This is a genomic window from Streptomyces sp. CNH287, assembly GCF_000424825.1.
Genome location: NZ_AUKQ01000003.1, coordinates 426,051 through 451,155 on the forward strand (window position 1 = coordinate 426,051; position 25,105 = coordinate 451,155).

Below are 25,105 nucleotides of genomic sequence, written 5' to 3' on the forward strand. Positions count from 1 at the left end.
CCTGCTGCGTCCTGCCGCAGCGTGCCACCGCTTTCGTACCGCTGCTCCGTGCTGGTGCCGCGTACCGCCGATGTCCCGCGTGCCTGCCCTGCCCCGTCCCCTTCGGTCTCAGTCCTCCGGCTTGTAGGCCGGGTCCGGAGGTGCGGGCGCCTTGCCCGTGCCGGTCTCCATCATGTCGGCCAGCCGGTTCTCGTACGAGAGCCGCCACGGGCTTCGGGCTCCGCCCTTGCGGTACTCCTCCAGCACGTGGTTGACCCGCCGCACCAGATCCTCGTCGTCCAGGCTCATCGCGACACCGTACGGCTCGATGGTGGCCGGTTCGCCGACCAGTTTCACCGACGGGTCCTGCGCCGCCTGGCCCGCGCCGAGCGCGTTGTCGGTGAGCACCGCGTCCGCCTCGCCGAGCTGGATGCGCACCAGGCAGTCCAGCTGGTTGGCGACCTTGACCTGCTTGGCCCCCAGGTCCTTGAAGTCCTCGCTCTCCAGCAGGCTTTCGGCGGTGGAGCCGGTGGCGTTGCAGATCCGCTTGCCCCGGACGGTCTCGTCCAGACCGGTGATCTTGCTCCGCTTGGGGACCAGCAGCTGCTGGCCGCTCTCGAAGTAGGCGGTGGAGAAGGCGACTTCGTCGATCCGGTCGCAGTTGACCGTCATGGTGCGCACCACCATGTCGACGTCGCCCTTCTGGATGGCCGGGATGCGCTGGTCGGTGGGGATGGTCTTGTAGGTGATCTTCGGGTCCTCGCCCAGCAGGTCCTCGGCGATGGCCTCGACCAGGTCGATGTCGAAGCCCTCGATCCGGCCGCTGGCCGGGTCGCGGTAACCCCACAGGAAGCTGTTCTGGTCGACGCCGACCACCAGGCGGCCCGCGTCCTGGATGCGCTTGACCGCCGGACCGGAGGTGTCGGCCGCCTTCAGGCTCGCCGCCGGATCGGAACCGTCGTCGCACTTCTCCCGCTTGGGCACCGGCGCGGCGTCGGCGCCGGGCGCCGCCGGGGCGGCGGCACGCTCCGCCTCCTGCCGCGCCTCGCCGCCCCCGCCGGGGCCCGCCAGCGCACCCGGCAGCAGCACGGCGGCTGCGACCGCGAGACCGGCCGCACCCACCACGGCGGGCCGCGCCCCCCGCCTCGCCCGCGTGCCCTGCTCCGCCCGCCGCTGCCGCGCGATCCCGGTCACCGCCCGGGCCACCTGTGTCGTCCGCCTCATCGCTGGATTCCCCTCACCGGTACTCCGAGAGCCTGCGGCCGATGCCGAGCAGCGCCGCCGCCGCGCCCAGCACGGCCAGCACGGCCGCCCCGAGTGCCAGGCCGCGCAGCGCTCCCCGGCCGTCCGCGGCGGCACGTTCGAACTCCGCCTGCTCGTGTTCACTCGCCTTACGCAGGCTCGCGTCGACCTTGTCGAAGGACTCCCCGGTGCTGCCCTCGGACTCGATCACCAGCGCCACCGCCCCCTTGTGGTCGCCGCTGTCCTCCTTCTTACGCGCTTCCGCGTGCCGCTCGCGCCAGTCCCGCACGGAGGCGTGGGCCTCCTCGACCGGGTCGCGGCCCTGCGCGTCGTCGGCCATCGAGAGCGCCTCGGCCAACTGCCCGCCCACCTTCTCCGGATCACCCGCGCCCGGCCCGGCGACCTTCTTCAGCCGCTTGCCGTAGCTCTCGTCGTACTCGCTGCCCGCACCGCGCGCCACGAGCCACAGGTTCTCCTCGCCGCGCGCCTGGAGCGAGCCGATCCAGGCCTCGTTGAGCGCGTGCAGCGAGCGGGCACCGCGCTCGTCGGACTCGCCGAGCCCGGAGCGCGCCAGCGCGTGCCCGGCCGTCAGCCACACCAGGGCGATCAGCACGGCGGCCGTGGCGCCCAGCAGCCCCGGGTTGAACACCCTGTTCGTACGGTGGTAGTGGCGCCGCTGCGCCCAGCCCAGCGCCGCCGCGGTGAGCAGGCCGAGGCCGAGCGCGATCCAGGGCCACGACTTGGCGTCGCCGTAGTCGTCGTGCAGCCGCGCGGTCTCCGCCTCGTACAGCTCCCGGGCCGCGGGCAGCAGCTCCTGGAGCATCTGGTCGTTGGCGTAGCGCAGGTAGGCGCCGCCCAGCGGCAGGCCCTGCCGGTTGTTGGCGCGGGCCGACTCCACCAGTCCCGTGTAGCGCGGCAGTTCGCGGTTGAGCTTGGCGATCTGGCGCTGCGCGGAGGCGGAGCCGCGGGAGTTGGCCGCGGCCTCGGCGAGCAGCTCGGACGCCCGGCGGATGTCCTTCTCGTAGCGCACGCGGACGCTGCGCGGCTCGTTGCCCTCGGCGAGGAAACCGCTGGCCGCGGTGGTGTTGGCGTCGGCGAGCGAGCGGTAGACGCTGGCGGCGTCGGCGCTCAGCTGCTGGCTGTCGTCGACCACCGAGCCCGCCGCGTCCGACCGGTCGCTGACCTGCCAGGCCGTCACCGCGCCGAAGACGACGATCAGCGCGGCCAGTACGGCGCCGATGATCCGCAGCCGCCCCGGCTCCGTCGTCGCCGCGGCACGCAGCCGCTGGACGCCCTCGGCCCAGGCGGTGGCGCGCGCGGGTCTGCCGTCGGGCGCCGGTCCGCCCGAGGGCGCCGGCGAGCCCGGCGGCCCCGGCGGTGCCGGCACGGGCGGCGGTGGCGCTGTGCGCACGTCGGGCGGTTGGGTCACGGCTCGAAGACCTCCCCCTTGGTCACTGACAGGGCCGCGCACCCGGTGCACCTCTGGGTCGCGACGGGTCCGGGTCCACGGGCAGCAGTATGGCGGCACGGACCCTTCACCACACCGTTATTGCCGGGATCTTGTTCGGATCGCGATCTTCAGCACCGGCTCCGCGGGCCCGCTACGTCTCCACACGCGCGGCGCGGCCCTCCGGTTCCCGGGGCGTGTGGTGCGGAGTGTGGTGCGGTGTGTTCAGGGCCTCCCGCAGCCGGACGTACGCGCCGGCGGGCGCGCCCAGTTCGTCCAGTCCCAGCAGTCCGGCACCGACCACGGGCGGGGCGGAGACCAGCCGGGGGACGGCCGACGGCGCCCGCACCGCGAGCTGATCGGTGAGCCGGTCGTGCAGCAGCGGATGCCGGGCGGTCAGCACGCTGCCGCCCAGCAGCACCGGAGTCTCCCGGTCGAGCAGCCCCAGCCTGGTCAGGGTCACGGTCGCCAGCGAGACCACCTCGTCGGCCTGCCGCAGCACGAGCGAACGGGCCACCGGGTCGCCCGCCGCGGCCACCTCGAAGAGAACCGGGGTCAGTTCATACTTGCGGGTGAGCGGGAGGTCACCCAGATGGAGGGCCTCGATCAGCGCGTACATGGTGGGCAGGCCGCAGTGCGCCGGGAGCGCGCGGGCCAGTTCCGTACGCTCACCGCGCCCGTCCTCGGCGCGCGCGGCGTGCCACAGCGCCTCGTCGGCGAGACCGCCGCCGCCGCCCCAGTCGCCCGAGAGCTGCCCGAGTGCCGCGAAGCGGTGGACGCGCCCGTCCTCGGTGCGGCCCACGCAGTTGACGCCCGCGCCGCACACCACGGCCACCCCGTGGCGTACCGAGCCGTCGTCGGGCAGGCCCGCGCGGAGTATGGCGAAGGTGTCGTTGGCGACCCGGGTCTCGCGGCCCCAGCCGCGCGCGCGGACGGCGGCGGTCAGCGCCTCCTCCTCCGGCGGCAGGTCGGCGTTGGCCAGGCAGGCGGAGACGAGCGCGAAGGGGGGCTCGGCCCCGGCGGCGCGGGCGGCCTGCGCGACGGTCGCGGCGAGGCCGTCGAGCGCCTCGCGGAGGCCGGTGGCAGGGGGGCGGAAGCCGCCGCCGCGGGCGGTGGCCAGAACCGTGCCGTCGGCGGCGACGAGCGCCACGTCCGTCTTGCTGTTACCCGCGTCCACGGCGAGGCAGGCGCCCGCGGCGGCCCGGTCGTTCACAGCCACGCGAGGTGCTCCCGGTTGTGGGCCAGCAGACTGTCGGTGAGCGCCTCGGCGCGGGAGTACTGGCCGATCAGCGGGTGGGCCAGCAGGGCCTGGAAGACCCGGTCGCGGCCACCGTGCAGCGCGGCGTCCAGGGCGAGGCCCTCGTACGCCGTGACGTGCGAGACGAGGCCCGCGTACAGCGGGTCGAGGGTGGGGGCGGGCAGCGGGCGGGCGCCCGTGCGGGAGACGCGGGCCGGGACCTCCACGACCGCGTCGTCGGGGAGGAAGGGCAGGGTGCCGTCGTTGCGGGTGTTGACGACCTGCACGGTGCCCGGGGCCCCGGCGCCGCCGGAGCCGTCCGCCGCCTCGTCGCCCAGCAGCGAGGCGGCCAGCGCGACGGCGGCCTCGGAGTAGAACGCGCCGCCGCGCTCGGCCAGCAGCGCGGGCTTCTCGGTCAGCGAGGTGTCCTCGTACATCTCCAGCAGCCGCGCCTCCATGGCCGCCACCTCGCTGGCGCGGGAGGGCTTGGTGCGCATCTCGGCGACGACCTCGTCGTGCGCGTAGTAGTAGCGCAGGTAGTACGACGGCACGACGCCCAGGCGCTCCAGCACGGCGGGCGGCAGGTGCAGGTCGTCGGCGATGCGCGGGCCGTGCTCGGCGAGCAGGCGCGGCAGCACGTCGGCGCCCTGTGGGCCGCCCAGGCGTACGCCCAGCTCCCAGGTGAGGTGGTTGAGGCCGTAGTGGTCGAGGTGCACCTCGGCCGGGTCGACCTCCAGCAGCGCGGCGAACTTGCGCTGGAGGTGGATCGCCACGTTGCACAGCCCGACCGCCCGGTGGCCGTGCTGGAGCAGCGCCCGGGTGACGATGCCGACCGGGTTGGTGAAGTCGATGATCCAGGCGTCCGGGTTGCGGCGGCGCACCCGGTCCGCGATGTCGAGAACGACCGGCACCGTGCGCAGCGCCTTGGCCAGGCCGCCCGCGCCGGTGGTCTCCTGGCCCACGCAGCCGCACAGCAGCGGCCAGGACTCGTCCTGCGCGCGGGCCGCCTGGCCGCCGACGCGCAGCTGGAGCAGCACCGCGTCGGCGCCGTCCACGGCGGTGTCCAGGTCGGAGGTGGTGGTGACCTGCCCGGGGTGGCCCTGGGCGGCGAAGATCCGCCGGGCCAGGGCGCCGACCGTACGCAGGCGGTCGGCCGCCGGGTCGACCAGGACCAGTTCGGTCAGGGGGAGGGTGTCGCGCAGCCGGGCGAAACCGTCGACGAGTTCGGGGGTGTAGGTGGAACCCCCGCCGATTACCGCGAGTTTCATAGGATTCGGTCCGCTCCGTGGGTCGGTGGGTGGGTCGGATGTGGTGGGGGCGTGGCCGGGTCAGCCGCGCCGCGCGGGGCGCGAGGTGTCGAACATCTCGTCGCGGGTGGCGGCCAGGGCGCTCTGGAGCGCACCGCTGAGCACGGGACGCTCGGTGACGCTGCCCAGCACCAGCCGGGGCCGGGGGACGGCCAGTTCGGCCAGCTCGCGGCGGACGCGTTCGCGCAGCGGCTCGCCGCCTGCCGCCAGCACGCCGCCGGAGAGCACGATGAGCTGCGGGTCGAGCACGGCCACCACGGCGGCCAGCCCGATCGCGGTGGCGGTCGCGAAGAGGCTCAGCAGCGCCTCGCCCGCGCCCTGGGCGGAGTCCGCGCCCCCAGGGGCCTCCCGCGCGCGCCGCAGCAGTCCGGCCGCGGCCTCGTGCGCCGGGGCGCCCCGGTCGTACGGCAGGCCGAGTTCGCGCGCCAGCCGCAGCACGGCGCCCGCGCCCGCCAGTTCCTGGAAGCCTCCGCTGCCCACCCGGGCGGCGTCCCGTACCAGGGGGGTGTCCGGGACGGGGAGGAAGCCCACCTCTCCGGCGCCGCCGGTGCGGCCCCGGTGCAGCCGGCCGCCGATGACCAGGGCGGCGCCGATGCCCTGTTCGTTCCAGAGCAGTACGAAGTCCTCGGTGCCGCCCGCCGCGCCGAGCCGCTGTTCGGCGACGGCGGCGAGGTTCACGTCGTTGTCGTACGCGAGCGGCATCGGCAGCGCGGCGGCCAGCTCGTCCAGCAGGGTGGCCGAGTGCCAGCCGGGCAGGTGCGCGGCGTAGCGCAGCCGTCCGGTGCCGGGGTCGAAGGCGCCGGGGGTGCCGATCACGGCGCGGTGCAGGTCGGTGCGGCTCAGCCCGGCGGCCTCGGCGGCGCCGTCCACGGCGCGGACGACCAGCTCGGGGGTGCGCACGGCCGCCGCCCGGCCGGGGGCGGGCACCTCGTGGGTGCCCACGGTGCGCCCGGCGAGGTCGGCGACGGCGGCCCGGATGCCGCTGGTCGTCACGTCGAGTCCCGCGACGTACGCCGCCGCCGGGTTGACCGCGTACAGCTGGGCGCTGGGGCCGGGGCGCCCCCGGCCGGCGGTGGCGGCGCCACTCGTGCCGGTGGCCGGGCCGGTGGCCGCGCCGGTCGCCACGACCAGCCCGGCGGCCTCCAGGCGGGCCAGCAGCTGGGAGGCGGTCGGCTTGGACAGCCCGGTGAGCTTGCCCAGCGCGCCGCGCGAGAGCGGGCCGTGGGCGAGGAGGAGGTCGAGCGCGGCGCGGTCGTTCATCGCGCGCAGGAGCTGCGGGGTGCCGGGAGGCGGTGCTGCCTGGGCCATGGCGGTGCCTCCTGGTCTCCTCCGGGTCCGCCGGGGCCTCCGGGCCCGGGGCAGGCCGGGCTGCGCGGACCGGTCCGTCGGCAACTGTAAGGAAAGTTTCCTGTTCGTCGGACAGTCCGGAGACTAGAGCCCGTCCCGCACAGGCGTCAACGGCGTCAACGGCGTCAACGGCGTCAACCGCACCGACGCACCGGCGGTGCCGGGCTCCGGCGGGGCGCGCCCGTCACTTCTCCAGCGGAACCCGGGCGGGCTTGTCCAGCGAGAGCCGCCCCGCCTCCAGTGCGAGCGACTCGTCGTCCACGATCTGGATTCCCCGCCGGTCCAGCTCCCGCTTGATCCGCCAGCGCAGCTCCCGCGCGACCCCGAGCGCCTCGTCGGGCATGGTCCGCACGGAGACGCGCACCACCATCGCTTCCAGCGTCACCGAGTCCAGCCCGAGCACCTCCACCGGAGCCCACAGCAGCTCGTCCCACGGCTCGGCCTTCGACATCTCGTCCCCGGCCGTGGAGATGGCCTTCCGTACGGAGTCCAGGTCCGCGCTTGCCCGGACCTGGACGTCCAGCGCGGCGGTCGCCCAGCCCTGGCTGAGATTGCCGACGCGCTTGATCTCGCCGTTGCGCACGTACCAGATCTCGCCGTCCAGGCCGCGCAGCTTGGTCACCCGCAGGCCGATCTCCAGCACCGTCCCGGTGGCCTCGCCCGCGTCGATCCGGTCCCCGACGCCGTACTGGTCCTCCAGGAGCATGAACGTGCCGGTCAGCACGTCGGTGACCAGGTTGCGCGCGCCGAAGCCCAGCGCGACGCCCGCGACGCCGGCGCTGGCCAGCAGCGGTGCCAGGTCGATGCCGAGCGTGGACAGCACGATGAGCGCGGCCGTGCCCATGATCACCATGGTGGTGACGCTGCGCAGCACCGAGCCGATGGCCTCCGAACGCTGCCGCCGCCGCTCGTGGTTGACCAGCAGCCCGCGCAGCGCGTTGCCGCTGGCCTCGGCCACCGCGTTGCGGTTCATCCGCTGGAGGAACTTGCTGATCGTGCGCCGCACGACGTAGCGCAGCACTATGGCGATGGCCAGGATCACGAAGATGCGCAGCCCGGCGGCCAGCCAGCTCGACCAGTTCTCCTCGAACCAGCCCGCGGCGTTCGTGGCCTTCTCGTGGGCCTCGTCGAGGGACGTGGTGCCGTCGGGGGGCGGGGTGGCACCGAGCAACCAGGACACAGCAGAACCTTCCGTGCGGGACGCGCCCGCGAGAGGCGCCGGCGGACGGGAGGTGCCGACGCAGGCGCGCCACACGCGGCGCGGCGAAGCGGGCCGCCGGCCGTGGACGCGCGCTGCGGACGCACACCGATGGCCCACACTAATGGCCCACCTTCCGCACAACCGAGGCCCCGACCACGGCTGCGCCCCCGGCCGCGGCCCGGACCGCCCCCGCAGGCGGTACGCGGGCGCGGGCGCGGTTCGCGCCGGAGCGGGCGCGGGCGTGCGGCGGGGGAGGAGAGTACCCGCAGCCGGACGAAATGCCCTGTGTGGTGGAAAACACGCCCGGTGCGTTACACCGTCGTGGTGGCGCGGCCACCGGGGCTCAGGACACACTGAGGGGAGATCGTCACGGCGCGAGCCACGCGCCGACGACGTAACTGGAGGCACCGTGCCGCATGTCCTGGTCCTCAACGCGTCGTACGAGCCGCTCGGTGTCGTACCGCTCCGACGCGCCCTGATACTCGTCCTCAACGACAAGGCCGTCAGCCTTGAGGACTCCGGCGCCCTGATGCACAGCGCGACCCGTGTCATACCCGCACCCAGCGTGGTGCGGCTCAAGCGATTCGTACGGGTGCCCTTCCGCGGCCCCGTCCCCCTCACACGCCGCGCGCTGTTCGCCCGGGACGGCGGGCGGTGCGCCTACTGCGGTGGTGTCGCAACCAGCGTCGACCATGTCGTGCCGCGCAGCAGGGGCGGGCAGCACACCTGGGAGAACGTGGTGGCGGCCTGCCGCCGCTGCAACCACGTCAAGGCGGACCGTCACGTCGCGGAGATCGGCTGGCGGCTGCGGCATCAGCCGGCGCCGCCCTCGGGTCTGGCCTGGCGGATCATCGGCACCGGTCACCGCGATCCGCGCTGGTTGCCGTACCTGCAACCGTACGGCGCGGACGACGACCTCGCCCGGATCGACGGCAGAGTCCCTGCCTGAGACCGGGTTTTTGTGTGTCCGGGCCGGGCCGGGATGCTCCGGCCCGGCCCGGACACCGTCAGCGCGCGTCCTCGCGCACCGCGTACACCTCGGCCGACCAGAGCGAGTAGCCGAAGCGCGTCGCCCGCTGCTGCCCCTGCACGCGTACGAAGCGGGTGTTGGCCGGGGCGTCCATCCGCAGCGTCTCCTCGCCGCCCGCGCCCTCGCGTACGGTCGCGGCCGTGCGCCAGCGCCGCCCGTCCGGTGACACCTGGACGCGGTAGCGGCTCGCGTAGGCGTCCTGCCAGCGCAGCACCACCTTGCCCACCCGGGTCGCCCGTGCCAGCTCCAGCTGCACCCACTCGCCGTCCTTCGCGGGCGAGGACCAACGGGTCTCCCGACGGCCGTCGTTGACCGCGGAGGCGGGGAAGTCCGGTGTCTCGTCGGCTGAGGAGGACGCCTTCGCCTCACGGGCCAGGTCCCGCCCGCCGGTGGCCGGGAAGGCCCGTACGACCAGGGTGCGGCGCTGTCCCTCGAAGGAGACCGGTACCCGGTAGGTGCCCGGCCGTACGTCCGGCCCGGCGGTCACCTCCAGCGGTACCCGGACGGTGGCGCCGCGCGGCACGGCCACCCGCGAGGGGGCGCGCACGGTGAAGCCCTCCGGGGCCTCCGTCCGCAGCGCGCCGCTCACCCCGGCGGGGCGGCGCCCGGCCAGCTCGACGCCGACCTCGGCCGGGCCGCCGCCGATCGACGCGTAGGTCTCCTCCCGGCTCAGGGAGAGCGCGACGGAGTCCCCGTCCGCGTACCACGGGGTGATCTCGTGGACGACCGGCGGCTCGGAGCCGCCCTGCCAGCGCAGCCGCAGCGCGTCGGCCCGTACGCCCTTCCCGTCGGCCTGGGTCCAGCCGCTGTCCGAGAGCCGGCCGATCCGCTGCCAGCCCTTCCCCGGCACCCGGGCCTCGACGTCGGCCCGGGTGCCCGAGCCGCCGCCGGAGAGCACGGTGACGGCCGCCAGCTCGCGGGCCTTCGGCAGGTCGACGGTGAGTGAGTCGGGCGGCGCGGGGATCTCGCCGCGCCCCCGGAAGGGCACCGCACCGGTGGGCGCGGCGGCGGAGCGGTACGCGGTGGCCGGGTCGCCGTCGACGGCGTGCTGGAGCGAGGAGCCGGAGCGGGCGGGTGGCCCGCCGCGCGCCTTCGCGCCCCTGAGCGCGTCTTTGCCCGCGCCCGTCCACCGGGCGGAGCGCTTCAGCGCGCGCTCCAGGAACTCGGGCAGCACCCCCTTGCCGACCGTCACCTCGCTCTTCGCCGCCTCCGCCTGCCACTTGCGCAGCCGCTGCTGCGCGGCCCAGGCGGCGGCGCCGTCCCCGGCGGCCTGGGCGGTCAGCATGTCCACGGCGGCCTCGCCCGCCGCGCCCAGCCGGGAGAGCTTGCGCAGCCAGGGGCGGGTCTCGGCCGCCAGCTGGGCGGGCACCTCGTCGGGGGCGTCGCGCATGGTGCGGAACGCGGCGCGCAGCCGGTCGGCGGCCGGGGCCAGGGCCGCCGGGTCGGCGCCGTCCAGGGCGGCCCAGAAGTCCCGCAGCGACGGGCGCAGGTAGGCCGACTCCTGGCCGCCGAGCATCGAGGAGGCGTCGTTGCCCGCCAGCGCGTGCACGGCGGCGCGGGTGCGCTCGTCGGGACCCGCCAGCGCCGCGACCGCGGCCTGCCAGGACTCCTGCGGCCGGTAGCCGCGGGCGTTCCAGGCGAAGTCCGCAGCGGTGAACAGCGGGATCCGGGAGGCGGTCGGCTGCTGCATGGCGTGCGAGAGCACGGCCGACGAGCCGGTGGCCACCGCGGGCTCCCTGCCCTGGGACGGGCCCAGGAAGAGGCGCTCGGGCGCGTAGTCGTTGACCGGGTAGTTGTCCATGGTCAGCAGCGGGTGGTCGGGGTACGCCTTCCGTACGTCCGCCAGTTCGCCGCCGGTGATGGTGCGCGGCACGACGCCGACGCCCGTCCACGCCACCTCGACCCCGTCGTCCAGGGCGCGGGCGAGCGCCTCGCGGTAGGCGGTGCTGCCCTCCTGGTAGAACTCCGTCGGCAGCACGGACAGCGGTTCGACGCCGCCGCCCCGCCCGCTCCCGTCATCCCCGCCGCCCCCCTCGCCGCCCCGCCGCGCGAGGTGCCTGGCCACCGCGTTGGCCAGCTCGGCCTGTGCGCGGGCGGCGGCCTCCGGGCCGGTGCCGTACTTCGCGGCGTCCTCCCCGCAGTGCCACTCCTCGTAGCTCACGTCGTCGAACTGGAGCTGGAAGGCGCGCACGCCCAGCGCCCGCATCCCGTCCAGCTTGCGCAGCAGTGCCCGGCGGTCGCCCGTCGAGGAGAAGCACATCGCCTGCCCGGGGGAGACGGCCCAGCCGAGCACCGCGTGGTTCTGCTCGGCCCGGTGCGCCAGCTCGCGGAACTCGGCGCGCTGCTCGGCGGGGTAGGGGTCGCGCCAGCGCGCCGCCTGGCGGTACGGGTCGGCGCCGGCCGCGTAGAGAAAGCGGTTCTGCTTGGTGCGGCCCAGGAAGTCGAGCTGTGCCAGCCGCTCCTGGTGGGTCCACGGCTCGCCGTAGAAGCCCTCGGTCACGCCGCGGACGGCGGCGGTGGGCCAGTCCCGCACGGTCACCCCCGCGAAACCGGCGGTGCCGTGCGCGCTCTCGGCGCCCTGGGTGCCCGCCCGGCCGGTGACCAGCTGCCGCAGGGTCTGCGCTCCGTGGAAGAGCCCGTCGCCGTCCCGTCCGGAAAGGGCGACGGTGCCGCGCCCGCCGGCCCGGCCGACCGCCAGCCGGTAGCCGCCCGCGGGCAGGTCGCCCTGGGCGGGGGCGGACAGCTCGCGCAGCGCGCCGTCGGCCGCCTCGGAACCCACCCTGACCACCGTGCCCCCGGGCGGCAGCGGAGCGCCGGGCCGCACTTCGTGCACCGTGCGGGCGCCCGCCTCGCGCAGCGTGTCCCGTACGGTCCGCAGTGCGTACGGGTCGGTGCCGGCCGCCGCCACGAGGGTGACCTCCCGGCCGACGGGGACGAACTCGCCGCCCTCGCGCATCGACTGCGGGCGCGGCCACACGGCGGGCGCCGCGCCCTCGCCGGTGCGCTCGCCGTCGGGTGCGGTGGGCGTGTCCCCGTCACCGGGCGCCGCCTGGGCCGCGGGTGCGCCGCTGAGCAGACCGCCTACGACGGCGGCCACCAGCGCCGTCGCGCTCATCCGGCGGGCGCCGCGCGTCACGCGCGCGTGCCGGGCACGGGCGGGCCGCGCCGGGACGGGGGCCGTGCCCGAGGTCCCGTCGAACCCGTCACTGCGCGGGGACTGCACGCGGCTCCTCCTGGTGTGCTCGCTGCTCGTGTACGGGCCGGGCGTGTCCAGCCCGTACGAGCCCGCCCGCCCGTGTTGGGGCGCGCGGGCGTCCGTGCAGGTCCGCCGGGAAGTCCCGAGCCCATCACCGCGCGCGAGGGCCTGTCAACGAGGGTGGCGGTAATGGCCCCCATGTCCGCTCTCCGGAGTGCCCGGCGGCTGTTGCGGGGGCGGCATGGAGAGCCGTGACGTGCGGTGACACACAGTGACGGTCGCGGAAATCCTGGATCTCGGAGCCCGGCGGCGCCGGACTCTCTGCGCCCTGTGGCGTCCGTCACCGGCAAATCGCCTGCGGAACAAACGTGAGGTGGGCCACGTTCCTCCCCCGTGCACGTCTGCGCGCCCGCAGGCTGGGTAGGGCAGAATTTGACCACCACCGTCCACGAACGGAGGCCCGCAGTGGCCACGTCCGCGCAGCTTCTGATGACCAGCCCCCTCCCCAAACAGGGGCACGAGCCGGTAGACCTCTCCGGTGTGTCCGACCCGGACTCCGGACTGGACGGCTCGTGCTCCATCGGGTACCCGGAGCCACCGCTGACCAGCGAGCCGCCGCTCGCCGACGTCGCCCCGCTGACCAGCGAGCTGCCCATCGCCGCCGAGCTGCCGCTGACCAGCGAGCCGACCGGCACCGGCCTGGGCACCGAGTCGGCCGACATCTGACGCGACTGAGGCGACTGACGCGACGCCACGCCGCGCTGGGGCACCCCGGCCGCGCGACTCGCGGGTCCATTGGTTACGTTGTGGGCGTGGCAAACAAGAAGAACGCGATGCGCGCCGGCACTCTCGCCGCCGGGACGGTCCTCCCGCTGCTCCTGTCGTCTCCCGCCTTCGCCTTCCGCGACGACGGCGACGACCCGGGGCCGGGTCTGAGCGTCATCGAGACGCTCGGCATCTACGTCGGCCTGCCGATCCTGCTCTTCGTGGTGATCGCGGGCCTCGTCGTGGTCGGCGAGAAGTCACGCAAACAGCCGAACGCCTGAGCACGGCCCGAAGCCCGGCCCGGTCCCGTACGAAAACGGGTGGCCGGGCCGTCGGCACGCTGTGATGCTCGGGGCGTGCGCGTCTTCCTGCGTACACCCCGGCTGCACCGCTGCGCCTGGGGCAACGGCTACGCCACGGAGGCTCCCGCGCCCTGATCCACCGGGGCTTCAGCACGCTCGGCGTCCAGCGGGTCACGGCCACGTTTACCTGTATACCTACTTCTGGTCCTGGCCGGAGGCCATCGAGGGCTCCGAGCACGGCGAGGTCGAGTACGCCCCGGACCGCGCGGACTGGCGGCACGTGGGTCCACCGGTCGGTTGACGGGGGATTCCACCGGCAGTGGCTGGTGCGGGTGGCGGTCCGGCGGACAGGATGGGTGTCCTGGGACGGGGAGGTGGGCGATGGAGACCGGCAGGCTGCGGGTGCTCGTGGTGGACGACCATCAGGTGATGCGCGCCGGGGTGATCGCGCTGCTGGCCCCGGAGAGCAGCATCGAGGTCGTGGGCGAGGCGGGTGACGGCCGGGAGGCGATCGGCCTCGTGGAGCGGCTCGCCCCGGACGTCGCCCTGATCGATCTGCGGATGCCGGTGCTGGACGGCGTGGCCACCACGGCCGAGATGGCGCGCAGCCACCCTCGCACCAGGGTGCTGATTCTCACGACGTACGACACTGACGCCGATATCGAGCGCGGCGTCGAGGCCGGGGCCATCGGCTATCTGCTCAAGGACACCACTCGGGAGGCGCTGGTGGACGCGATCCGCGCGGCGGCGCGCGGCGAGACGGTGCTCGCGCCCCGCGTCGCCGAGAAGCTGGTGGCCCGGATGCGACGGCCCGCGACGGCCGCGCTGACGGCCCGGGAGGCCGATGTGCTGCGCGCGGTGGCGGACGGGCTCAGCAACGCCGAGATCGGTCGGCGGCTGGTGATCGCCGAGGCCACCGTCAAGACGCATCTGCTGCGGACGTTCGCCAAGCTGGAGGTCAGCGACCGGACCCGCGCGGTGGTGGTGGCCCTGGAGCGCGGGCTGCTGACCCGCCCGGGCGGGCCACCCGCCGACGGCCGCGGGTGAGCGGCCGTCGGCGGGCGGCCGTCGGCCGCTAGCGCGTGCGGCCCGCCGCCGCGTCCGCGGACTGCGCGCGCAGCCCGCGCTCGACGCCGTCCCGGGACTCGGTGACCAGCCGCCGCAGCGCCGCGCTCGGCTCGGCCGCGGCGAGCCACTCGTCCGTGGCCTCCAGCGTGGACTTCCGCACCTGCGGCGACGGGTAGAGCCCGACGGCGATCTGCTGGGCCATCTCGTGGCTGCGCGACTCCCAGACGCCCTTGAGCGCCGAGAAGTACTTCGCCGTGTACGGCGCCAGCAGCTCGCGCTGGTCGGTCTGCACGAAGCCGGAGATGACCGCTTCCTGGAGGGCGTTGGGCAGCTTGTCGTCCTCCACCACCGACGCCCACGCGGCGGCCTTGGCCTCGGCCGTGGGCCGTGCCGCGCGCGCGGCGGCGGCGTGCCTCTCGCCCGCCGAGGTCGCGTCCCGCTCCAGCTCCGCCGCGATCTCCTTGTCGTCCGCGCGCCCCATCACGACCAGCCGCAGCAGCAGCGTCCAGCGCAAGTCGGTGTCGACGGCCAAACCCGGCACGCTTTCCGAGCCCTCCAGCAGACCGGCGAGCAGGCTCAGCTGCTCGTCGGTGCGGGCGGTCCCCGCCAGGGCGCGGGCCCAGGCCAGCTGGTGGTCGCTGCCCGGCTCGGCGGCCCGCAGCTGCTCGAGGGCGGCCTCGGACCAGCGCGCCAGCCCGGTCGTCCGCCAGTCGGGTGCCGCGTACAGGTCCAGGGCGAGCCGCACCTGGCGCTGGAGCGACTGCACCACGCCGATGTCGGACTCCTTGGCGATGCCGGAGAGCACCAGCTCCAGGTAGTCGCGGGTGGGCAGTTCGCCGTCCCGCGTCATGTCCCAGGCGGAGGCCCAGCACAGCGCCCGCGGCAGCGACTCGGCGAAGTCCCCGAGGTGCCGGGTGACCTGGGCGAGCGACTCGGGGTCGAGGCGGACCTTGGCGTACGAGAGGTCGTCGTCGTTGAGCAGGATGACGGCCGGGCGCGGGCGGCCGGCCAGCTGCGGCACCTCGGTCAGCTCGCCGTCGACGTCCAGCTCGATCCGGTCGGTGCGCACCAGGGAGCCGTCCACCAGGTCGTAGGTGCCCACGGCGATCCGGTGCGGGCGCAGCGTCGGCGCGCCGGTCGCCCCGGCGGGCAGCGCGGGGGCCTCCTGGCGGACCGCGACGCGGGTGAGGACGTCACCGTCGGGGCCGGGCTCCGTCTCGACCAGCGGGCGCAGCACGTTGATCCCCGCCGTCTCCAGCCACGCCTTCGACCAGGTCTTCAGGTCCCGGCCGGAGGTCTGCTCCAGCGCGCCGAGCAGGTCGGAGAGCTGGGTGTTGCCCCACTCGTGCTGCTTGAAGTAGCGCTGCACGCCCTGGAAGAACTCCTCCGGGCCCACGTAGGCGACGAGCTGCTTGAGCACCGAGGCGCCCTTGGCGTAGGTGATCCCGTCGAAGTTGACCAGGACGTCGTCCAGGTCGCGGATCTGCGCCATGATCGGGTGGGTGGAGGGCAGCTGGTCCTGGCGGTAGGCCCAGGTCTTCATCGAGTTGGCGAAGCTGGTCCACGCGTGGGGCCAGCGGCTGCCCGCCGCGTCCGCCTGGCAGGCGATGGAGGTGTAGGTGGCGAACGACTCGTTGAGCCACAGGTCGTTCCACCACTCCATGGTGACCAGGTCGCCGAACCACATGTGCGCCAGCTCGTGCAGGATCGTCTCGGCGCGCATCTCGTAGGCGGCGTCGGTCACCTTGGAGCGGAAGACGTACTGGTCGCGGATGGTCACCGCGCCCGCGTTCTCCATCGCCCCGGCGTTGAACTCGGGCACGAAGAGCTGGTCGTACTTGGCGAAGGGGTAGGCGTAGTCGAACTTCTCCTGGAACCAGTCGAAGCCCTGCCGGGTGACGGCGAAGATGTCCTCCGCGTCCAGGAACTCGGCCAGCGAGGGACGGCAGTAGATGCCCAGCGGCACGCTGCGCCCGTCCGCGCCCTCCCAGGTGCTGTGCACGCTGTGGTACGGGCCCGCGATCACGGCCGTGATGTAGGTGGAGATGCGCGGTGTCGGCGGGAAGCGCCAGACGCCCGAGGCGTCGGCGCCCTCGGCCGGGGCCGGCGAGTTGGAGATCACCGTCCAGCCCTCCGGGGCCCGCACGGTGAAGCGGAAGGCGGCCTTCAGATCGGGCTGCTCGAAACTGGCGAACACCCGCCGCGCGTCCGGCACCTCGAACTGGGTGTACAGATACGCCTGCTCGTCCACCGGGTCCACGAAGCGGTGCAGGCCCTCGCCCGTGTTCGTGTACGCGCAGTCCGCGACGACGCGCAGCTCGTGCGGTCCGGCGCCGAGCCCCTCCAGCGCGATCCGCGAGTCGGCGAACACCGCGGCGGGCGCCAGCGCCCGGCCGTCCAGCTCGATCTCGCGCACGGCGGGCGCCACCAGGTCGATGAAGGTGTCCCCGGCCTCGGCGGCGTCGAAGCGCACCGTGGTCTCCGAGCGGAACGTCCCCCCTTCCTGCGCGGCGCTCAGATCCAGCTCGATGTCGTACGCGTCCACGGTCAGCAGCCGCGCGCGCTCCTGTGCTTCCGCGCGGGTCAGATTCGTCCCAGGCACGTGTTCATCTCCCTTTCCTGCACCTTTGGTAGCTGAGGGCTGTCCCGTAACTCCCGGCGGGCTCGCGTCATCCACCAGGAATTACGGGACAGCCCTCAAGGCGCGTTTCCGGGAAACCCGCCCTGGCCATCCTTCCATGCGGTACCCGTGCGCCGGTGTGAATTCCCCCGCCTCCGAGGGCCGCCGTCTCCCGTCCCCCGCCGCGCGGCGCCGCGCGCCCGGCCCGCGCCCGCCCCGCGAGCCCCGGATGAACTCCCGGTGAGCGGCAACGCACCGCGCGGGAAGCGGTACGTGGCGGCAGCGAAGAGCGGTGATCCAAGAGCGGTGATGGGCGTCGGGCGTTCCGGCACCGTTAAAGCGCAGGCCATCCCCGCTGCCAAGCATCCCGAGTGGGGCGGGGACCGCCTCGTCCGCACACCTCGCGTTCGCACTCGGGAGACCGCGCATGTCCCGCAGCCACAGCTACGGCGGCCGTACGGAAGACAGCGGCAGCACCGACCCCACACCCGCGCCGACCCCCGACCGCTCCCACCCCCGTACGCCCGCGGCCCGCCGCGGCCGCCGCCGCGCGCTCGACCGGCGCACCCTGCTCGGCGCCGCGGGCGCCGCCGGAGCCGCGGCCGGTCTCGGCCTCGCGGTCGGTCCGGGCGGCGGTGCCGCCGTCGCCGGGCCGAAGCCCGCCGCGCGCGCCGCCGCCGGCCCGCGGCGGCTGCCCGCCGCGGCCACCGCCGTGCGGACCTCCCGCACCCAGACGACGCTGAACGCCGTCGCCGTGCCGCGCGGCGCCACCGGCTACCGGGGGCTCGCCCAGGGACGGGGCTGGCCGCGCGTCGTGCGTACGGACCTGGCCGCCGCCACCGGGGCACGCGCCGGACGGCGTACCGCGCTCGCCTCCTTCGTGCAGTTCACCGACCTGCACGTGGTGGACGTGCAGCACCCGCTGCGCTACGAGTACCTGCGCGCCGAGACCGCCAGCGCCTGGCGCCCCCAGGAGGCCCTCTCGGTGGCCGGCGCCGTCTCGCTCGTCGAGCGGGTCAACGCGCTGCGCGGCGGCCCGGCCACCGGCGCGCCGCTCTCCTTCGTCATGACCACGGGCGACAACACCGACAACAACTGCCAGGCGGAGCTGGAGTGGTTCCTCACCGCGATGAGCGGCGGCCGGATCACCCCGAACACCGGCGACCCGCAGGCGTACGAGGGGGTGCAGGACAGCGGCCTGAAGCTCTACTGGCAGCCCGAGTCCGGTCTGCGCGACGCCGACAAGCAGCTGGGCTTCCCGCGCCTGGACGGCTTCCTGCGGGCGGCGCTGCGTGAGGTCAACAGCCCCGGCCTGGCCCTGCCCTGGTATTCGACCGTCGGCAACCACGACGTCCTGCCCGGGGGCTGCTACGCGTCCGGCGACGGCTTCTTCAGCGACTACGCGGTCGGCGACAAGAAGCTCTTCAGCCTTCCCCGTGCCGAGGGCGCCGCACTGTGGAAGCGGGTGCGCGAGGGGCGTGACCCCCGGGGCGACCTGTTCCGGGAGCTGCTGCGCACGCACCGCGCGCAGCAGCGGACCGTCACGCCCGACCCGCGGCGCGCGCCGTTCACCCGGCGCGGCTACCTGACGGCCCACCTTGATCCCCGCTTCACCGGCCCCGGCCCGGCCGGCCACGGTTACACCGAGGAGAACCTCGCCGAGGACCGGCTCTACTACTCCTTCCGCATCTCCGACCGCGTGGTCGGCGTCAGCCTGGACACCACCCGTCCCGGCGGCCACTACGAGGGCGCGCTCGGCGCGGAGCAACTGCGCTGGCTGGAGCGGCGGCTGTGGGCACACCGGGACGACTACGTGCTCCTCTTCAGCCACCACACCTCCGGCTCCACCCCGCAGGGCGGCCCCGAACTGCTCTCGCTGCTCCGGCGCAACCCGCAGGTGCTGGCCTGGATCAACGGGCACAGCCACCGCAACGCTGTGACCCCGCACGGCAGTTTCTGGGAGATCACCACCGCCTCGCACATCGACTTCCCGCAGCTGGCCCGTACGGTCGAACTGGCCGACAACGGCGACGGCACGCTCTCGCTCTTCACCACGCTCATCGAGTCCGCGGCCTCCTACGGCACCGGCCCCGGCGACCTCTCCCAGCCGGGCCTGGCCTCCCTCTACCGGGAGTTGGCGTTCAACGCGCCGGGCAGGCGTACGGCGCTGGCGGGCGAGCCGGGCGACCGCAACACCGAACTGCTGCTGCGGAAGCCCCGGTAGGGGCGCGGCGGCGGACACGGCCGGTGCGGCGGATGCGGCGGACACGCCGAACACCGGTGGCGGTCCCGTAGGGTCGGCAGCCATGTCGCTGCGCAGACCTTCGGTGAGCCTGGTGACCGTCGCGCTGCTCGTCGCGGTCTCCGTCACCTCCTCGGCCGCCCTCGACCGGAGCCATGGGCGCACCCAGGACGTCCTGACCGCCGCCGTCGCCGACGGCGTACCCGGCGTGCTGGCCCGGTCCGAGGACGGCGACGGGGCGTGGCAGGGGGCCTCGGGCGTCGCGGACCGGCGTACGGGCGCGCCCCGGCGGGCGGTGGAGCGCTTCCGCGTCGGCAGCGTCACCAAGACCTTCGTCGCCACCGTCATCCTCCAACTCGTCGCGGAGGGGCGGCTGGTGCTGGACGCCGCGGTCGAGCGCTGGCTGCCGGGCGTGGTGCGCGGCCGGGGCCACGACGGCCGCCGCGTCACCGTGCGCCAGCTGCTCAACCACACCAGCGGCGTCTTCGACTACACCGACGCCCCCGCCTTCCGCGGCCGGCTGCTGAGCCCGGGGTTCCCCGCGCACCGCTACGACGGGCACACCCCGGCGGGGCTCGTGCGCACGGCCATGACGCATCCGCCGGAGTTCGCGAGCGGCACCGGCTGGCGGTACTCCAACACCAACTACGTGCTCGCCGGGATGGTCGTCGAGGCGGTCACCGGCCGCGGCTACGCCCAAGAGGTCGAGCGCCGCATTCTGGGCCCGCTGCGGCTGGCGGACACCTCCCTGCCCGGCTCCGCGACGACGCTGCCCTCCCCGCACGGCCGCGGTTACTCCGCCCTCTTCCGCGACGAGCGCCGAAACCCGCCGCTGTACGACGTCACCGAGCTGAACCCGTCCCTGGCCGGGGCCTCCGGCGAGATGATCTCCTCGGCCGCCGATTTGACAGCCTTCTTCCGCGCGCTGCTGGGCGGACGCCTGCTGCCGCCCGCGCAGCTGCGCGAGATGACCGCGACGGTGCCGACCTCGGACACGGGCGCGAAGGGCGGAGAGGGCGCGGGGGAGCGGTACGGCCTGGGCCTGAGCGAGCGGAGGCTCTCGTGCGGGACCACGGTGTGGGGCCATGAGGGCGGTATCCACGGCTCCGGCGCGCTCGCCTTCACGACCCGGGAGGGCGGTCACGCCGTGGCGTTCCACGCCAACACCGACGCGGGCTGGTCCGGTTGGGGCCGCGAGGTGCTGGAGGCCGAGTACTGCGGCTGAGGCGGGGCCGGCGGCTGAGGCGGGGCCGGCGGCGGCGCCGCGGCGCGCCGGAGTGGTCACCGCGGCAGCACCAGGACGGGTGTCACGGGCTCGCGGTCGTCGGCGGCCATCAGCGCCGTCCGTACCACTGCCGCCTGCTGCCGGGGCGAGGCACGCAGCTTCTCCGGGGTCAGGTGCACGACCGTGATCCCCAGCCCCTCCAGCGACTCCCGCTTGCGGGCGTGCTCCGCCCAGCGCGCGTCCTGGCCCGGCAGCGGTGCGCGGGCGATCTCCACGGCGACGCCCTCGACGGGCCAGTAGGCGTCCAGTGTGCCCAGACCGGGACCGCACGGAAGCCGCAGGCCCACGTTCCAGCAGGGGTCGGGGAGCTGGTACGCGCGCACCAGCGCGTACAGGTCGCCCTCGGCGTCCGCGCGGTCCTCCGCGAGCAGCACGTCCACGGCCTCGGCCACCTCGGGCCGGTCCAGGGCCCCGGTGCGGTCCAGCTCCCGTACGGCGGCGGCGGCCTCGCAGTGGCGGTCGCGCACGGCCTCGGTCAGCAGGCGGCGGACGGTGACCGGGTCGGTCAGCCCGGCCACCGCGTCGGCGAGTGCGTGGGCGACCGGAGCCACCGGCAGTCCGGTGATCTCCTGGGGCTGCGGCATCACCTGGACCCGTACGAGGTGTACGAAGCCCGCCGAGCGGAGCCTGCGGGTGCGCGGGAGCAGCACGTCGAGCCGCTCCAGGGCCGGCAGCGGCGGCGCGGTGGCGAAGCCGTGCAGGGTCAGCGCCGCCAGCCCGGTGATCTGCGCCTCCGGCGCGGCGGGTACGGGCTCGGGCACCCCGCCCGTGCCGCGGTGCGGGCCCGGCTGTGCCGGGAGCCGGGCGGCCTCGGACTCGGCCGCCCGGCGGGGCAGCGGGCGGCGGGCCGCGTACAGCAGGGCGGCGCGCAGCCGCTCGTCGCTGGTGGGCGGGCCGTGGTGCAGCAGGTAGACGCCGGGCAGCAGCATCTGCCAGGGGCCGCCGGGACGGCAGCGCTCACCGGCCGCGGTGGCGGACACGCCGTGCGCGCGCAGGGCGCGGGTGTCCAGCACCTGGCGGCGGGTGCCGTGGCGCGGGCCGCTGGGGCCGTTCGAGCTGTTCGGGCCGTTCGGGCCGGGGGAGAGGCGGGTGGGCGGTGTGTCTGGCGTCATGTCCCCGCGATGCCCGCCCGCCGGGCGCCTCCTAACCCCTGTTACAGGGTCGTCGACAAAGCCGGACAACACCGTCCTAAAGTACGGGAGTTCGACTGCCGAGCAGGTTCACCCCTTCGGCCGAACCGCCGCCCTGGCACGCACCCGCCCCGGCACCGCCGCGCGTCAGTCCGTGCCCGCCCGCGCGTCGCACTCCTGTGCCCGCAGCGCCCGGATCAGGTCGTCCTGCGCCTCCAGTACGAGCCGCCGCAGCGCGGGCGCCGCGTCGCGGTGCCCGGCCAGCCACCGCTCGGTGGCGTCCACCGTCTCCTGGTCGCCCTGAGCCGCCGGGTACAGCCCGCGTACGACGGCCATTCCCGTCTCGATCGAACGCGTCCGCCAGATCTCCTCGATCGCCTCGAAGTACGGGCCCGTGTACGGCGCCGTCAGCTCCTGCCGGCCGGGCTGCGCGAAGCCCGCGATGGTCGCCTCCACCAGGGCGTTGGAGAGCTGGTCGGACTCCACGACCGCCGCCCACGCCGCCGCCTTGACCTCGGCCGAGGGCCGCGCGGCCAGGCAGCGCACCTCGTGCCGCTTGCCGGAGGCGGTGTCGTCGCGGGCCAGCTCCGCCGCCACCGCCGAGGCATCGGCCGCCCCGTGCGCCACCAGCGGCAGCAGGAAGGACCAGCGCAGCTCCTGGTCGACCGCCAGCCCGTCCACCCGCGCGGTCCCGGCCAGCAGGCCGTCCAGCAGCTGGAGATCGTGCTCGCTCTCCGCGAGCGAGGCGAAGAAGCGCGCCCACGCCAGCTGGTGGTCGCTGCCCGGCTCGGCGCGCCGCAGCTGGGCGAGGGCGCCCTCGGCCAGTTCCCTGGTCGCCTCCGCACGCCGCGCGGGCATCGTGTAGTGCTCGAGCGCGGCCTGCGCCCAGGCGTGCAGCATCTGGAGGACCCCGACGCCGCTCTCCTGGCCGGCGAAGCGCAGCACGAGGGAGAGGAAGTCGCGGGCGGGCATCAGCCCGTCGCGGGTCAGGTTCCACAGGGCGGACCAGCACAGCGCGCGGCTGAGCGGGTCGGTGATCTCGCCCAGGTGGTCGCGCAGGGTGCGCAGCGACACCTCGTCGAAGCGGATCTTGCAGTACGTGAGGTCGTCGTCGTTGACCAGGATCAGGTCGGGGCGCTCGGCGCCCGCCAGTTCGGCGGCGACCGTGCGCGGGCCGGTGACGTCGATCTCCGCGCGGGCGTAGCGCACCAACGCGCCCTCGGCGGCCTCGCGCCGGTAGAGACCCACCGCGACGCGGTGCGGGCGCAGCACCGGGTGCGCCTCGGGCGCCTCCTGGAGGACGGCCAGCTCGGTGATCCGGCCCTGGGCGTCGTAGGTCGCCTGCGGGGTCAGCGAGTTGACCCCGGCCGTCTGGAGCCATGCCTTGGACCAGGCGCCCATGTCCCGCTCGGAGGTGCTCTCCAGCACGGACAGCAGGTCGCCGAGCCGGGTGTTCCCCCAGGCGTGCCGCTTGAAGTAGCGCCGCGCACCCTCCAGGAAGGCGTCCCGGCCCACGTACGCCACCAGCTGCTTGAGCACCGAGGCGCCCTTGGAGTAGGTGATGCCGTCGAAGTTGAGCTTGGCGTCCTCCAGGTCGTGGATGTCGGCGGTGACCGGGTGTGTGGAGGGCAGCTGGTCAGCGCGGTACGCCCAGGACTTGCGGCGGTTGGCGAAGGTGATCCAGCCGTCCTGGAAGCGGGTCGCCCCGACCTGCGAGAAGGTGCCCATGAAGTCCGCGAAGGACTCCTTGAGCCACAGGTCGTCCCACCACTCCATGGTGACCAGGTCGCCGAACCACATGTGCGCCATCTCGTGCAGGATGACGTTCGCCCGGCGCTCGTACGCCGCCTCGGTGACCTTGCCGCGGAAGACGAACTCCTCGCGGAAGGTGACGCAGCCCGGGTTCTCCATCGCGCCGATGTTGTACTCCGGCACGAACGCCTGGTCGTACTTGCCGAAGGGGTAGGGGAAGTCGAAGTGGTCGTGGAAGAAGTCCAGCCCCTGCTTGGTGACCTCGAAGACGTCCTCGGCGTCGAAGTGCCGGGCCAGGCCCTTGCGGCAGTACGCGCCGAGCGGGATCTCCAGCTCGGTGCCGTCCGCGAACACCCGCCGGTAGCTGTCGGTGACCTGGTGGTACGGGCCGGCGACGACCGCGGTGATGTACGTCGAGATCGGCTGGGTCCGGGCGAAGCGCCATACCAGGGCGTCGCCGTCGGCCGGGGCGGGCTCGCCCTCGCGCGCGCCGTTGCTGAGCACCGTCCAGTGCGCGGGCGCGGTCACCGTGAAGTCGAACGGGGCCTTGAGGTCGGGCTGTTCGAAGTTGGCGAAGACGCGGCGGGCGTCGGCGGGCTCGTACTGCGTGTACAGGTAGACCTCGCCGTCCTCCGGGTCGACGAAGTGGTGCAGGCCTTCGCCGGTGCGGCTGTACGCGCAGCGGGCGTCGATCACCAGCTCGTTCTCGGCGGCCAGTTCCGGCACGGTCACCCGGGTGCCGTCGAAGGCGGTGTCCGGGTTGAGCGGGCGGCCGTTCAGCGTGATGGAGTGGACGGAGGGGGCGACCAGGTCGACGAAGGTCGTGGCCCCCGGCTCGGCGCACCGGAAGCGGAGGGTGGTCGTCGAGCGGAACGTCCGCGCCGCGCCCTGCGGCGCCGGAGCGAGCGCGGAGCGCAGGTCGAGCGCCACCTCGTACCCGTCCACCGACAGCAGCCTGGCACGCTGCCGCGCTTCGTCGCGGGTCAGATTCTCACCGGGCACGACGTGACTCCCTCGTCTCGCTTCACTGGCTTCTTCCGTATCCGGAGGCCGTGTCCGCGAATCCCGGGAACTTCGGGTCTCTCACCTGGAGTCTCGGAATCCGGACACTGGACACCGGAGGTCAGCATCGCACGCGCGCTGAGCCGGGCACACAGGGGGAATGGGCCAGCCGGGACACGTGTTCTGCGGCAAGGTGATGTCATGGGCCGACTTACTCATGAGGAGAGCACGGCATATGTCTGAGAAGACCCCTGTCGATTTCTGGTTCGACCCGATCTGCCCGTGGGCCTGGATGACCTCGCGCTGGATGCTCGAGGTGGAGAAGCTCCGTGAGGTCGAGGTCCGCTGGCACGTCATGAGCCTCTCGGTGCTCAACGAGCTGAAGCTGGACGACATCCCCGAGCAGTACAGGGAGCTGATGACGCGCGGGTGGGGGCCCGTGCGGGTGTGCATCGCCGCCGAGCAGCAGCACGGCAGCCAGGTGCTGGGCCCGCTGTACGAGGCGCTGGGCACCCGCTTCCACAACCAGGGCCTGGAGCAGACCCGGGAGACCGTCGCCGCCGCCCTGGAGGAGGCCGGACTGCCCGGTGAGCTGGCGGACGCCGCGGACTCGGACGCGTACGACACCGAGCTGCGCGCCTCGCACAAGACGGGCATCGACCTGGTGGGCCAGGACGTGGGCACCCCGGTCATCGCGGTGCCGGGCGCCGCCGGGGAGCAGATCGCCTTCTTCGGCCCGGTCGTCACCCCCGTGCCCAAGGGGGAGGCCGCCGCCCGGCTGTGGGACGGCACGCTGCTGGTGGCGTCCACGCCGGGCTTCTACGAGCTGAAGCGGACCAGGGACGCGGAGCCGCAGTTCGACTGACCGCGCGCGATGAGCAGGGACGGCCCCCGTGTGTCACGTCCACACGGGGGCCGTCCCCTTCTTCTCCGCCTGCCGGTGAACGGTGAGA

The 25,105-nt window shown here is 74.4% G+C and carries 17 protein-coding genes and 1 pseudogene; 8 read left to right on the forward strand and 10 right to left on the reverse strand.

The window, feature by feature from the left end; genetic code table 11:
- Window positions 1-108 precede the first annotated feature (108 nt).
- The 6 genes from H299_RS31645 to H299_RS0101820 form a co-directional block, all read right to left on the reverse strand.
- The gene (locus H299_RS31645) at window positions 109-1,203 is read right to left on the reverse strand and encodes a glutamate ABC transporter substrate-binding protein (protein ID WP_078512378.1); all 1,095 of its coding nucleotides are present in this window, start codon (window positions 1,201-1,203) and stop codon (window positions 109-111) included.
- Between the two features lie 13 nt (window positions 1,204-1,216).
- A complete protein-coding gene (locus tag H299_RS0101800) occupies window positions 1,217-2,650 on the reverse strand; it encodes a hypothetical protein (RefSeq protein WP_486587115.1) in 1,434 nt (477 codons plus the stop codon).
- A 172-nt stretch (window positions 2,651-2,822) separates the two neighbouring features.
- Complete coding sequence (locus H299_RS31650) at window positions 2,823-3,887, reverse strand: BadF/BadG/BcrA/BcrD ATPase family protein (protein ID WP_078512379.1); 1,065 nt, start codon at window positions 3,885-3,887, stop codon at window positions 2,823-2,825.
- Window positions 3,878-5,173 carry a 6-phospho-beta-glucosidase gene (locus tag H299_RS0101810; RefSeq protein ID WP_027747009.1) on the reverse strand — a complete coding sequence of 432 codons (1,296 nt, stop codon included), beginning with the start codon at window positions 5,171-5,173 and terminating at the stop codon, window positions 3,878-3,880. The genes H299_RS31650 and H299_RS0101810 overlap by 10 nt, the downstream gene beginning before the upstream one ends.
- Before the next feature lie 60 nt (window positions 5,174-5,233).
- Entirely contained in the window at window positions 5,234-6,520 is a 1,287-nt protein-coding gene (locus tag H299_RS0101815; RefSeq protein ID WP_027747010.1) for an ROK family transcriptional regulator, read from the reverse strand.
- Between the two features lie 223 nt (window positions 6,521-6,743).
- Window positions 6,744-7,739, reverse strand: a complete 996-nt coding sequence (locus H299_RS0101820; RefSeq protein WP_027747011.1) for a mechanosensitive ion channel family protein — start codon at window positions 7,737-7,739, stop codon at window positions 6,744-6,746.
- 430 nt (window positions 7,740-8,169) lie between these two features.
- Between H299_RS0101820 and H299_RS0101825 the strand changes: the two genes are divergently transcribed.
- Complete coding sequence (locus H299_RS0101825; protein ID WP_027747012.1) at window positions 8,170-8,709, forward strand: HNH endonuclease; 540 nt, start codon at window positions 8,170-8,172, stop codon at window positions 8,707-8,709.
- Between the two features lie 58 nt (window positions 8,710-8,767).
- Here H299_RS0101825 and H299_RS0101830 read toward each other — a convergent pair whose 3' ends face one another.
- Window positions 8,768-12,013, reverse strand: a complete 3,246-nt coding sequence (locus H299_RS0101830) for a glycoside hydrolase family 84 protein (protein WP_486587116.1) — start codon at window positions 12,011-12,013, stop codon at window positions 8,768-8,770.
- Between the two features lie 438 nt (window positions 12,014-12,451).
- On the opposite strand from H299_RS0101830, the gene H299_RS0101835 reads away from it, so the two are divergent.
- The 4 genes and pseudogenes from H299_RS0101835 (at window position 12,452) to H299_RS0101845 (ending at window position 14,100) form a co-directional block, all read left to right on the forward strand.
- Window positions 12,452-12,712, forward strand: coding sequence for a hypothetical protein (locus H299_RS0101835; protein ID WP_027747014.1), 261 nt, complete (start codon window positions 12,452-12,454; stop codon window positions 12,710-12,712).
- Between the two features lie 107 nt (window positions 12,713-12,819).
- Entirely contained in the window at window positions 12,820-13,032 is a 213-nt protein-coding gene (locus H299_RS0101840) for a hypothetical protein (RefSeq protein ID WP_486587125.1), read from the forward strand.
- 99 nt (window positions 13,033-13,131) lie between these two features.
- Window positions 13,132-13,354: pseudogene (locus H299_RS40125) on the forward strand (GNAT family N-acetyltransferase); the annotation flags it as partial.
- Between the two features lie 80 nt (window positions 13,355-13,434).
- A complete protein-coding gene (locus H299_RS0101845) occupies window positions 13,435-14,100 on the forward strand; it encodes a response regulator transcription factor (protein ID WP_027747016.1) in 666 nt (221 codons plus the stop codon).
- A 28-nt stretch (window positions 14,101-14,128) separates the two neighbouring features.
- Here H299_RS0101845 and pepN (H299_RS0101850) read toward each other — a convergent pair whose 3' ends face one another.
- Window positions 14,129-16,723: an aminopeptidase N gene (gene pepN, locus H299_RS0101850; RefSeq protein WP_027747017.1), complete on the reverse strand. Its 2,595-nt coding sequence runs from the start codon at window positions 16,721-16,723 to the stop codon at window positions 14,129-14,131.
- A gap of 445 nt (window positions 16,724-17,168) precedes the next feature.
- On the opposite strand from pepN (H299_RS0101850), the gene H299_RS31655 reads away from it, so the two are divergent.
- Together H299_RS31655 and H299_RS0101860 are read left to right on the forward strand one after the other, a co-directional pair.
- A complete protein-coding gene (locus H299_RS31655; RefSeq protein ID WP_078512380.1) occupies window positions 17,169-18,965 on the forward strand; it encodes a TIGR03767 family metallophosphoesterase in 1,797 nt (598 codons plus the stop codon).
- An 82-nt stretch (window positions 18,966-19,047) separates the two neighbouring features.
- A complete protein-coding gene (locus H299_RS0101860) occupies window positions 19,048-20,208 on the forward strand; it encodes a serine hydrolase domain-containing protein (RefSeq protein WP_027747018.1) in 1,161 nt (386 codons plus the stop codon).
- Window positions 20,209-20,264: 56 nt separating this feature from the next.
- Here the strand turns inward: H299_RS0101860 and H299_RS0101865 are convergent, their stop codons facing one another.
- Together H299_RS0101865 and pepN (H299_RS0101870) are read right to left on the reverse strand one after the other, a co-directional pair.
- On the reverse strand, window positions 20,265-21,380 hold the full coding sequence (locus tag H299_RS0101865; protein ID WP_027747019.1) for a hypothetical protein: 1,116 nt from the start codon (window positions 21,378-21,380) through the stop codon (window positions 20,265-20,267).
- 165 nt (window positions 21,381-21,545) lie between these two features.
- Window positions 21,546-24,152 (reverse strand): aminopeptidase N, encoded by a 2,607-nt coding sequence (gene pepN / locus H299_RS0101870; protein ID WP_027747020.1) that lies wholly within the window; start codon window positions 24,150-24,152, stop codon window positions 21,546-21,548.
- A gap of 235 nt (window positions 24,153-24,387) precedes the next feature.
- On the opposite strand from pepN (H299_RS0101870), the gene H299_RS0101875 reads away from it, so the two are divergent.
- A complete protein-coding gene (locus H299_RS0101875; RefSeq protein WP_027747021.1) occupies window positions 24,388-25,017 on the forward strand; it encodes a mycothiol-dependent nitroreductase Rv2466c family protein in 630 nt (209 codons plus the stop codon).
- Window positions 25,018-25,105: the final 88 nt, after the last annotated feature.

Bases quoted from the DNA above. Each gene is read 5' to 3' on its own strand.
- H299_RS0101810 (WP_027747009.1), bottom strand. From the start codon at position 5,173: ATGAAACTCGCGGTAATCGGCGGGGGTTCCACCTACACCCCCGAACTC.
- H299_RS0101860 (WP_027747018.1), top strand. From the start codon at position 19,048: ATGTCGCTGCGCAGACCTTCGGTGAGCCTGGTGACCGTCGCGCTGCTC.
- H299_RS0101865 (WP_027747019.1), bottom strand. From the start codon at position 21,380: ATGACGCCAGACACACCGCCCACCCGCCTCTCCCCCGGCCCGAACGGC.
- H299_RS0101875 (WP_027747021.1), top strand. From the start codon at position 24,388: ATGTCTGAGAAGACCCCTGTCGATTTCTGGTTCGACCCGATCTGCCCG.
- H299_RS0101845 (WP_027747016.1), top strand. From the start codon at position 13,435: ATGGAGACCGGCAGGCTGCGGGTGCTCGTGGTGGACGACCATCAGGTG.
- H299_RS31655 (WP_078512380.1), top strand. From the start codon at position 17,169: ATGTCCCGCAGCCACAGCTACGGCGGCCGTACGGAAGACAGCGGCAGC.
- H299_RS31645 (WP_078512378.1), bottom strand. From the start codon at position 1,203: ATGAGGCGGACGACACAGGTGGCCCGGGCGGTGACCGGGATCGCGCGG.
- H299_RS0101840 (WP_486587125.1), top strand. From the start codon at position 12,820: ATGCGCGCCGGCACTCTCGCCGCCGGGACGGTCCTCCCGCTGCTCCTG.
- H299_RS0101815 (WP_027747010.1), bottom strand. From the start codon at position 6,520: ATGGCCCAGGCAGCACCGCCTCCCGGCACCCCGCAGCTCCTGCGCGCG.